Here is a 10886-nt window from a genome sequence, read left to right as displayed (position 1 = left end):
GACTTATGACTTATGACTTATGACTTACGACATACGACTTATGACTTATGACTTACGACATACGACTATAAGTAAGGATCCGTTTTCTGCAGATAGTTCACGATATAATCATAAACCGCATCCTCGAGAGAACGGAACACAGCAGAACATCCGGCTTGCCGGAGCTTGTCCATCTTTGCCTCCGTGAAATATTGGTACTGGTCACGAATAGTCGGTGGCATATCAATGTACTCTATCTGTGATTTGATCTCCATGGCGGAAAAAACGGCTCTTACCAGATCGTTCCATGTTCGGGCATGTCCCGTCCCGAGATTGAAGATGCCAGCTACCTCACGATGCTCAAGCAACCACCAGAGGATTTCTACACAATCCTTGACATAGACAAAATCGCGCATCTGCTCTCCATTACCGTATGCTGGTTTATGGGACTTGAAGAGGCGCACGCTGCCCGTCTCACGAATCTGCTGAAATGCCTTATAGACCACACTGGTCATGTCACCTTTGTGGTATTCATTGGGTCCAAAGACATTGAAAAACTTGATCCCCACCAGCCTTTGATCTGCCTGATGCCGCAGCACCCGGAGATCGAACAACTGCTTGGAATACCCGTACATATTGACGGGGCGAAGGACCCCTGTCAACCTGTTATCATCGGAGAACCCGAGAGAACCATCACCATACGTAGCAGCAGAACTGGCATAGATAAAACGAACATCGTGTTTCATGGACCACTCGGCCAGCCGGCAGGTATAGCGGTAGTTATTCTCCACTAAATAGTCGGCATCACGTTCTGTCGTGGAGGTGCATGCCCCCATATGTATTAGCGCCCGGACATTGAAAGGCACATCATCTGCTGAGATCATTTTAAGGAACTCATCTTTGTGGATGTAATCGGCATAATGTCGTTTTACGAGATCCTTCCATTTGTCTGACCGGCCGAATCTATCTACGATGATTATATCATCAATGCCTTCGGCATTAAGTTTCCAGACAAACGCACTCCCTATAAATCCGGCGCCACCAGTAACAACAATCATAGGTATCCCTTTGTTTAGACTGAAGACTGAAGACTGAAGGCTGAAGTGATCTAACAGTCTTCAGTCTTCAGCCTATCTACCTAAATGGTGGGTCAGGGCGGAATTGAACCGCCGACACTCGGATTTTCAGTCCGATGCTCTACCGACTGAGCTACCGACCCACTTAACTATATGGCAAGCGTTCAGCTCCCAGCAATCAGCTTTCAGCTAAAACCTGTCTTACTGATCGCTGATAGCTGAACTTACGCAATACCTATTAAATATCCCTTCTTTTGTCAAGGCATTTTTAAATCTGAAAATCCCCCCTCACCCCCCTTTTCCAAAGGGGGGCTGGGGGGGATTTGAATGACCATAGTGCCTGCGATCTTATCATGCCAGCCCTGTTTTTTCCCATCGAAGGCTATCCAGATAAAACCCAGGTAGAGGAACAGACCGGAGACGATGTATCCGACCCATCTGAGGAAGGCAATCCCCGGTGTCATTTTTTCTTCCGTCGTTTGCACCACCTTGAGGCCAAAGACCATCTTCCCCGGTGTCTGTCCGGCAATTCCGTGAAAGTATGTAAAGTAGAGCATGTTAACCAGTAGTGTTACTACGTAATAGGGAATTACAAAGTTCTCTATTATTTCAGAGAGGCCCACCTTTGGGAGGCGGAAGACAAATCCTGCATGCAGAGCCAGGATGCCAATAAAAAATAGGATCAGGGAGATAAAATTGAGGATAACCATGTCAATAAAAAACGCCATTGCCCTTCGCCAGAACCCACCGTAACGATTTTCCGTCATGCGGTTTGCATCCTTTCTTATATAAGTCGTCAGTCGTAAGTCATAAGTCGAAAGTCGAAAGACGTACGACTAATGTTTTATGTCGTAAGTCATGCCTTTTTCATACTGAATGATGGAAAGTATAGCGAGGGCTGCCGTTTCCACCTTCAATATCTGTCTGCCCAGGCCGACGGGAATGAACCCATAAGCTATGGCCCTGTCCACCTCTTCCTGCAAGAACCCCCCCTCCGGGCCGATGATGATGAAGAAGTCTTTTATCCCCTCGTGCCCTTTGTTCTGTAAGACCTGCTTGAGGCCCGTTTCAGATTCTCCTTCCCAGAGGATGATCCTGAGCGCTTCCCCCTGCGGATATCTCAGTACCTCGGCAAAGGAAAGGATTTTTCTGATCTTCGGTACACTGGAGGCGCCACACTGCCTGGCCGCCTCATGGGCGATCTTCTGCCATCTTGACGTCTTGAGAATGGTCATCTCCGGCGACAGTCTCGGTATCGCTCTTGCCGAATGGAAGGGGATGATTGTGTCCACGCCGAGTTCGGTGGCCTTCCGGATGATGAAATCCATCTTGTTTGCTTTGGGCAGGGCTTGGAACAGGGCAATACGGATAGCTTTGTCCGGAAGCCTTTCTTTTTTTACGATCTCTACGGTCACATCACGGGGGGTAAAATGCCGAATGAGCGCCTCACACTCAAATCCGGTTCCGTCAAAGAGGAGTAAACGGTCTCCGTTTCTCATCCGGAGCACGGATTTCACATAACGCAGGTTTTCTTCCGTTAATTTACACCTGTCTCCTTTTTCCACATTTTCGGGAAAGTAGATCCTCGGTATCGTCAATGTTCATCTACCCCTAACACATACGTCGTATGTCATACGTCGTATGTCATTATGTCCTCGAATTTTCGACTTACGACTTACGACTAAAGTTTTTATATCCTCTTTTTGATAATATTTCAAGTAACTTGAATTTTCGTCGTCTTCGTGGTATTTCTTCAGAAACTTCCAATCTTCTCTGAAGGGAAAAAATACATGAAGTACTATCCTATATGTCTTCAGGTGACAGATAAAAAGTGCATCGTTGTGGGTGGGGGGGAGGTTGCCGAGAGAAAAGTTAAACGGCTCGTGGAATGCGGCGCTCGCGTGGTCGTCGTCGGAAAGATATTGACCCCATTTCTAAAGGCGATGACGGGGGAGGGCAGGATCGAGCATATTGATGCCGATTACGATGAGGCATATATCCATGACGCTTTCCTGGTAATTGGGGCCACAGACAGGGATGAAGTCAACGAAAGGATCTGCGGAGAAGCGAGAGAAAGGAAGATTCTGGTCAACATTGTGGATGATCCCGCGCGATGCGATTTTATTCTCCCCTCTCTCTTTCAACGGGGTGACCTTTTGCTTGCCATATCAACGGGGGGGAAGAGTCCTGCCCTGGCCAGGAAACTGAGAGAAGAACTGGAGGGGCATTATGGGCCGGAATATGCCACACTTCTTACGATCCTGGGGAAGCTCAGGGAAAAGATTGTTGTTGGGGGCCGTCCCTCTGAGGAGAAGAGAAGATTGTTTACCGCCATAGTCAACTCGGACATCCTCCAGCATATCAAAGAAAAAAACTGGGATTGTGTCGAGAAGGTTATTCATGATATTGTAGGCGTTGATATCGACTTATGACTTATGACTTATGACTGATGACTTATGACTTATGACTGATGACTGATGTTTTATGACTTATGACTTATGACTTATGACTTATGACTTATGACTGATGTTTTATTCTATAAGGTTGCCCTTATCACCTATCTTCTCTCCACCGTTGGGTACATCACCTCCCTCCTGGTCAGGAGGGTGCTGGTGGCCAGGGTATCCACATGGTTTCTCTTTACGGCCTTTACGATCCACACTGTTTCTCTCGTGTTTCGCTCCCTTAAGACGGGACACAGTCCGGTGATCGGTTTTCATGAAACCCTCTCTTTCTTTGCCTGGGTCATGACCGCTACCTATCTGGCCCTCCAATTGAAAACAAAGACGAGGGTCTTTGGCGCCTTTGTATCTCCCGTGGTTTTTCTGCTTGTGATCGTGGCCTCGATACGCCTGGGAGGAGATGTTTCACTGCCGGCCGCGCTCCAGGGTGGGTTGGTGCCGGTTCACGTGATCCTCTCCGTGACAGGCGAGGCCCTTTTTGTCCTTGCTTCTTGTGCCGGCGCGATGTATCTGATTCAGGAGAGTTTCATAAAAAATAAAAAGGTAAAAAGTTTCAGCAGGCTTCTCCCTTCCCTGAAAGACCTGGATAAGATTAATCATCTCTGTCTTCTCTGGGGATTCCCGTTGCTGACCTCAGGTATCTTAGTGGGGTCAATCTGGGCACGAACAGTCTGGGGGAGTCACTGGCAGTGGGATCCGAAGCAGATATGGACGCTTTTAGCCTGGATCTTTTATGCCATTTTGCTACATCAGAGACTTGCCCTGGGGTGGAAGGGGCAGAAGGTAGCCCTTTTATCCATCCTGGCCCTTAGTTTTCTCCTTGCTTCCTTTGTTATTGTAAGCCTGTTTTTTACCACTGTCCACAGCTTCATTTGATGGTATGAATATCGTTCTCATCGGCATGAATCATAAAACGGCCCCCCTTGAACTCAGGGAGAAACTTTCCCTGTTGGGCGGAAATAATGTTCATCCCCTCGAGGAGATGATGAAGATTCCGCAGATCAAGGAAGCGCTGTATCTTGCCACCTGTAACCGTGTTGAGGCGCTGGCCAGCGCCGTGGATGCTAAAGATACCGTGGAAAGACTTAAAGAATTTATCTTTCATCATGGTAATCTGCCTTGGGAGGAGATAGAGAGATGCCTTTATGTACATTTCGATCAACAAGCGGTCCGCCATCTCTTCCGGGTAGCATCCAGTATTGATTCGCTGGTGATGGGCGAACCACAGATCCTGGGCCAGGTCAAGGAGGCATACCGCCGTGCTGTCGAGCACAGAACCACGGGAGTGATACTGAACAGAGTTGTCCATCATGCATTTCGGGTGGCCAAGAGGGTCAGGACCGAGACAGAAATTGCCGGCAACGCCGTTTCCGTCAGTTTTACAGCGGTGGAGCTGGCGAAGAAGATCTTCGGCGCCCTGAAGGGGAAAACCATTCTCCTCATCGGCGCCGGGGAGATGTCGGAGCTTGCCGCACGGCATTTGATCAAATATGGTGTGGACAGAATCCTGATTGCCAATCGAACATATACCAGGGCGCTGGAGATGGCGAGAGATTTTCAAGGTAGCGCCGTAGAATTTGCTCGGTTGGGGGAGAGCCTGCTAAATGCCGATATTGTGATCAGTTCCACGGGCGCCCCTGGTTACGTGATCAATGCAGAGATGGTTGCCGCTGCCCTGCGGAGGCGCAAGAATCGCCTGCTTTTCCTGATGGATATCGCCGTGCCCAGGGATATTGATCCTGCGGCAGGTACGATTGATAATGTGTACCTTTACAACATTGATCATCTCCAGGAGATTGTGGATGAGAATCTGAAGAGCCGCAGGGGAGAGGCCGAGAAGGCGGAAGCGATTATAGATGAAGAAGTGCTGAAGTATAAAGAATGGTTCAGCGCCCTGGAAGCTGTCCCCACCATCGTTTCCCTCCGGGAAAAAGTGGAAGGCATCATGAAAGGAGAATTGGGCAGATCCCTTTCCTGGATGCAGAATCTCTCCGCAGAGCAGAGGAAAAATGTAGAAATCCTAACCTCTTCCATATTAAACAAGATCCTCCATGACCCTATCGTGGCCATTAAAGAGGAGAGTCAGAATGGTGGGGCCCTCCCCTATATTGCAGCCTTGCGGAGACTGTTCAGGTTAGATGATGGGTAACGTAAGTCGTAAGTCATAAGTCGTAAGTCGTAAGTCGTAAGTCGTATGTCGTAAGTCGTATGTCGTATGTCGTAAACAAATGATTTTATCATCCTCCCTCCCCTTGTGGGAGGGAGTTAGAGGGAGGGGACACACTTTTCAGGAAGGAGGAGGCATTATGAAAAGATTCATCGGTCAGAGGTGGGGCATTGTTTCGGCAGTGGTATTCTCTTTGCTTATTTTTCCCCTGCATGCGGCATGGGGTGGTGGATTGGCTCCTGCTCCTGAGGAGGTAGTCCTGAAATATTACCATGCCTTGCAAAATAGGGACTTTTCAGGGGCTTCCCAATGTGTATCCCGGGGAATGCTGGCAGGTAAAAGCCAGAAGGAGTGGGCTAAGGAGATGAAGGCCCTCTATGAAGGTGGTAAGGTAGAGATTACTGAAATTTCTGTTTCTCCCGGATCAGTTTCCGGGCAAGAGGCCCAGGTAAAGAACGTTATGACCTCAAAGGACATAATTAATAAAAATGGGGTCGTAGAGTATAATGTAGAGCACCTGGTCCTGGAAGATGGTCTCTGGAAGATAGACCGGACAGAACTTGAGGACAGTAAGATACTCGAACCATAGTCATTGCGAAAAGGAGGGGGGTCCATCCCCCCTCCACGGATTAACCCCATTTACAACAATCCGAGGGATCTCATTATCTCTGCTAACCTGGGCTCCTTCTCGGCATAAGTCTTGAGTACTCTGACCGTAAGCTCTTCACGTTCCTCAAGTTCTCTGGTCTTCCTCACTACCGGTGTGATGGCGGTTCTTCTATCCCAGATGACAAAACCGAAGAGACCAAAGATACCGACAAAGACAATCCCAAAACCCCCTACGACGAGGTTGTGAAGGTCACTAATCTGAGATTGAAGACTATACTGAAGGCCATCAATCCGCTTCTCCAGGGATTTCTGCCCCTCCTCCAGACGGGTAAGCCTCTCAATGATCTCTCGATCACTGATCGTCAGACTCCCCTCCACTGCCAGGGCAGGGGTAACCCACCCGGCGAGGAAAATTACCACCAAGATAACTACCTTCCATCTGCCCATCACTTCCTCCCGATAACCCTTCTACCAGAAAAATACCCGTATGGCAAGCGAAACTTATCATGAAAAAAAGGGGGGGGATTTAATTTCCCCCTCCCTTTTTCGGAGTCGCCAGTCATCGGTCTTGTGTCGTATGCCTTTTGACTTATGACATACGACTTACGACTTACGACTGTGTTCTTACGACTGTGTTTTAGAGACGTACGACTTGGTTTATTTACCCGCCGCTTCCAAGTGGCCGAGGGTCACGTCATTCGGGCCGAATCCCGGGTTGGCGTCCCATATCCGGTCATAGTGATGCGAGGCGTGACGCCGTTTGAAGTCAATGTAGAAGCCCTCAGGGGTAATCCCGTTGCATGTCTCTTCCGTCGGACTGGGTGGAATCATACGGACGGTCTTGCCTCTTTGTGTCTTCCGATTTTCTCTGGCCGTCTCCGCGTTGTTGCTTCCGATCGTGTACTGAACGTACTTCCAGAGCTTGCCTTCCTTGTCATAGCCCTCCCCAATGTAAATTGTCGGCGGGGCATGAACGTCCGCATATAAGACCCTCCTGCTGTGCGGATGGTAGGCTGGCGGGATGCCCTCGACCACCCAGACCTCCCGGGGCTCCCACTCGTTTCCCGGCACTAAAGCGGGGTTCCAATGGGGCCAGTTCTTCAGGTCAACGGACGGAAATTCCTCCTCCACCGTCTTTGCCCCCTCTTGCCAGTCCACAAAGTCGTTAGCGATGACAAGGACCCAGCGCTTGTCTAAGAGCTTGAAGCTCTTGTACCACGACGGACGGGCATTGATGATCCAGATCTCGTCATTGAGCATGTCCAGACCGTCCACCGGGTCCACCCAGGCGCCGCCAGAGAGCCTGCGGGTCCGCCGCACCGACTTGACATAGACCCAGTTGTCTTCGAGTTTCGGACTATCATAGCGGAGCGCGAATATCCCTATCCCCCTCATGTCATAAGGGGCCGTGACAAAGAAGAGGGTCCTCGAGATGAGTGCATCATCAACCACCGGCGGCTTCCCCGGTCCGTCCATGCGTCCCTTCGTGTAATAGCGAAGCCAGAACCAGTCCTGGCGACGCTCAAGACCCGTGTCGGCGCTGACAAGGAGCCAGGAGTGGGGACAGTGCTGGGTCCTCCCCCCCTGGTGACCGTAATAGTAATTCCAGATTACCTTGTCGCCCGCGTACGGGTCTTTTATAAACTCAGCTACCGCAGCAGGTGAGGAAGTAACAGGGGAAGCTTCGGGGAACGGTAGGCCGGCTTTCCAGCCGGTAACCTCCCGGGCTTTAGGATCGAATTTAACGTCTTTTGCATATTTCTCCGTGGCCTCGAGGAATGCTTTTCCCATCTTGGGTAGCTTGGAGTGCCGCAGCTTCATCTGGAGCGCCCAGTTCCTGATCTGGTACTCCTGGGACGCGATCAGCATGCTCCGAATCGTTTTCCCCTCGAAGGTATCGTTCATGACCTTGTCCAGGTTGGCTTTGTTAATTATTGTGCCCGCTGGAAGCTCGGCAGCCGAGGCCGCATAGGCCATCACACCAACCACTATACCCACGAGACAGAAAATACTTAATTTCCTTACTACAAACATCGGTTTTCTTAACTTCATCCTAACCCCTCCTTTCTTTTATGTCTTACGTCTTATGTCTTATGTCTTTTGACTTATGACATATGACGTACGACTTACGACTGTGTTTTAAAACTGATAGGTCAAGCGGATTAAGAACTGATCCTGGTTGTTAAAGTAACCGAGGAAAGAGGTGCTGTTCTCATTTACCCCCGCGTTCCCAAGCGCAAATTTACCGCCCGGCTGGTTTGAAGACGCACCCAGAAGCCTTAAGTCCAGCCAGGAATCGTTTATCGTTGCCGGATCCTTTGCGCCGGAGGGGAAGAAGAAGTCGGCCTCCAAACGCAGACGCCAATGGTCACCGAAGATAAACTCCACGCTGGGGAAGAAGAAGGCTCCCCCGTAGCTTACATCCCAACCGGCGGCCAGCGTGGGAACGATAGCCTCATTCCGGTAGTGGAGCACGAGAACACCGGTCAGCATGGTCTCGATCTCCTTCCGATGCTCACCGTAGGTGATGAAACGAACGATGTCCTCTTCCCTGTGATAGTCCAGGATCACGTGGTTGAATGCCTGGACAGTGAAGAAGGCCGGCTTGCCTGTCCCAAGCAGCCGCTGGGTAAAGGCAAGATTCTTGTCCGCTCTCAACATGACCATCAACGAATCCTTCTTTTGGACGCCATGCAGTCCGGGTACCCAGCACACGAGGAGCGGGTCCCCCCCCGCTAAGTAATGGAAGTTATAGACTGCATTATAGAAATTCTGACGGCCAATGTCTACAATACGAGTGGGATTAGCTTGGAGCAACCCCCCTATCTGTGCCAGTAGAGCTTGTACCCCTGGGTCTGTGAGAAGCATAGTTGACGCCCCAGGCATCACTCCCTCCAGCGCCGCTAACAGTCCGCCCACATTACCCTGAAGGGCCGCGGGAGGAACTAGAGCAAGAAGCCCCGGCAGTGCCGTCTGTAGAGCCGGCGATAACACTGGCCCGAGAATCTGCAGTCCCGTTGACGCCGGCAGCGCCCCCACCAGCCCCATTGTATTACCATCATAGATCCCATCGAGAACCGGGAGGACAAAATTCCCCAGTGGGGCGTTGGTTAAACCCTGGGGTCTGAGGACACGGTTTACTACACCCAGGATCGCATCCCCGTCCCCATAAAACATCGTCCGGTCCGGGTCGCCAGGAGCAGCCAGTATAGCTGCAAGATTTGGAGTTTGGGGGCCGAGGGCATTGGCCACCGCCTTTCCTAACAGGGGCGGGCCGACATTGGAGCCTGTTATCTTATCAATATCACCGCCGGAGCCCTTATTAAAGGGCTCGTCAAAGGTATAGACGACCTCGGTGGACAGGACGGTATCTATCCACGGGACATAGCCGCTGACCGTAAGACCAGCCAGGTCTATCCTCGGGTAGACAAGGTCACCGACCAGGCCCTTTGTCTCCTGGTTCTCAAAGGAAAAGTTATTGATACCGGAATTCCACACGGGATCGTTATTAAGCGTCCTCAGGTAGGCAAACGAGTAATTTACCGGCCCTGCAATGCCGGACCAGCGGACACCCCATGTGGCGTCGTCCGTATCACCGTCCGGATAGTCATAATCATACTTGACCGGCCCCAGGACATCGAAACCCTCGTACGGCCGCGGGTTCCAGCGCCCTCCTTCAATCGGGTACGAGTTGCCGATCCACTTAGGACGGTCCCAACCGGGACGGAAGATCGCCTGGAGGGAACCTCCGAGCTCCGGCACTTGGATCATGGCATTGGCCAGGATCAGCGGCTTTCTCAATTCTTCATTCTCCGGTTCCATGAAGAGGCGCCACTGGTAATCAAAACCGTGGATGACATCCATGGCGCGGAAGAAATCGGTTTCGCCCCATACCACCTGTTGCCTGCCGAGACGGAGCCTGACGCGCTGGATGGGATCGAATTCCACGTAGTACTCACGAAACTCGCCCTGGTTGTACTGGTCCATGATCTCCGTCCCCGGAGAATCCTGCATGTTATTAGAGCCGAAGTTGTTCCTCCCCGACTGGGTAATCTCCTGGAGACGGGTCAGATAATCGGTCCTCACCTCCTGGTCGCCACGACCGATTACCTTCCACGTAAAGGGTCCCGTCTTCGCATCGAGGTCTAACTTAAGCGAACCACGCAGCATGGAGCATTTGTAGCGATCATTATAAGTGTCCTTTTGCTGGGTTATTGTGTCTATGTCCGGTATGTCATGGAGGTTAAACGACGCCCAGGTGCGGACATATCCATGTACATCAAAACTGTACTTCTCTCCTCCAGCCGCCCCTCCCTCAGCGGTGGCAGGTACAGGGTTGCACCACATTACCGGAAATAGCAGCAATACAAAAACAAATACCTGTAAAGACAATCTTGACTTTATCGCCTTTCCCATTTTAGCATCCTCCTTTCTCCGTTAAGTCATCAGTCATAAGTCGTAAGTCAAAAATTCGAGGACATATGACATTACGACGTAAAACTGATGTTTATGATGTATGGACACCCCCCCTCCTTAGTCATAAGTCTTACGTCCTAAATGACTTACAACTTACGACTTACAACTTTTTCATCC

The 10886-nt window shown here is 50.6% G+C and carries 10 protein-coding genes and 1 tRNA gene; 4 read left to right on the top strand and 7 right to left on the bottom strand.

What is annotated here, in order from left to right; translation table 11 throughout:
• Positions 1–65: 65 nt before the first annotated feature.
• The 4 genes from rfaD to QMD03_09210 all read right to left on the bottom strand — a co-directional run bounded on the left by rfaD (position 66) and on the right by QMD03_09210 (position 2653).
• Positions 66–1037 (bottom strand): ADP-glyceromanno-heptose 6-epimerase, encoded by a 972-nt coding sequence (gene rfaD, locus QMD03_09225; GenBank protein ID MDI6777392.1) that lies wholly within the window; start codon positions 1035–1037, stop codon positions 66–68.
• A gap of 85 nt (positions 1038–1122) precedes the next feature.
• A tRNA-Phe gene (locus QMD03_09220) sits at positions 1123–1198 on the bottom strand.
• 114 nt (positions 1199–1312) lie between these two features.
• A complete protein-coding gene (locus QMD03_09215; protein ID MDI6777391.1) occupies positions 1313–1822 on the bottom strand; it encodes an RDD family protein in 510 nt (169 codons plus the stop codon).
• A gap of 69 nt (positions 1823–1891) precedes the next feature.
• The gene (locus tag QMD03_09210; protein MDI6777390.1) at positions 1892–2653 is read right to left on the bottom strand and encodes a 16S rRNA (uracil(1498)-N(3))-methyltransferase; all 762 of its coding nucleotides are present in this window, start codon (positions 2651–2653) and stop codon (positions 1892–1894) included.
• 192 nt (positions 2654–2845) lie between these two features.
• Here QMD03_09210 and QMD03_09205 point away from each other — a divergent pair, with 192 nt between their 5' ends.
• The 4 genes from QMD03_09205 (at position 2846) to QMD03_09190 (ending at position 6273) form a co-directional block, all read left to right on the top strand.
• The gene (locus QMD03_09205; GenBank protein ID MDI6777389.1) at positions 2846–3487 is read left to right on the top strand and encodes a bifunctional precorrin-2 dehydrogenase/sirohydrochlorin ferrochelatase; all 642 of its coding nucleotides are present in this window, start codon (positions 2846–2848) and stop codon (positions 3485–3487) included.
• Between the two features lie 87 nt (positions 3488–3574).
• Entirely contained in the window at positions 3575–4393 is an 819-nt protein-coding gene (ccsA, locus tag QMD03_09200; protein ID MDI6777388.1) for a cytochrome c biogenesis protein CcsA, read from the top strand.
• A 4-nt stretch (positions 4394–4397) separates the two neighbouring features.
• Positions 4398–5666: a glutamyl-tRNA reductase gene (gene hemA / locus QMD03_09195; protein ID MDI6777387.1), complete on the top strand. Its 1269-nt coding sequence runs from the start codon at positions 4398–4400 to the stop codon at positions 5664–5666.
• Between the two features lie 157 nt (positions 5667–5823).
• Positions 5824–6273 carry a hypothetical protein gene (locus QMD03_09190; protein ID MDI6777386.1) on the top strand — a complete coding sequence of 150 codons (450 nt, stop codon included), beginning with the start codon at positions 5824–5826 and terminating at the stop codon, positions 6271–6273.
• A gap of 50 nt (positions 6274–6323) precedes the next feature.
• Here QMD03_09190 and QMD03_09185 read toward each other — a convergent pair whose 3' ends face one another.
• The 3 genes from QMD03_09185 to QMD03_09175 form a co-directional block, all read right to left on the bottom strand.
• Positions 6324–6740, bottom strand: coding sequence for a hypothetical protein (locus QMD03_09185; protein ID MDI6777385.1), 417 nt, complete (start codon positions 6738–6740; stop codon positions 6324–6326).
• A gap of 210 nt (positions 6741–6950) precedes the next feature.
• Complete coding sequence (locus QMD03_09180; GenBank protein MDI6777384.1) at positions 6951–8345, bottom strand: DUF1329 domain-containing protein; 1395 nt, start codon at positions 8343–8345, stop codon at positions 6951–6953.
• Positions 8346–8432: 87 nt separating this feature from the next.
• A complete protein-coding gene (locus tag QMD03_09175) occupies positions 8433–10709 on the bottom strand; it encodes a hypothetical protein (GenBank protein MDI6777383.1) in 2277 nt (758 codons plus the stop codon).
• Between the last annotated feature and the right edge of the window lie 177 nt (positions 10710–10886).

This window comes from Syntrophales bacterium, assembly GCA_030018935.1.
Classification (GTDB): domain Bacteria; phylum Desulfobacterota; class Syntrophia; order Syntrophales; family CG2-30-49-12; genus CG2-30-49-12.
The sequence above is the reverse complement of the archived record's forward strand: the minus strand, read 5'-3'. Positions and strand labels throughout refer to the sequence as shown.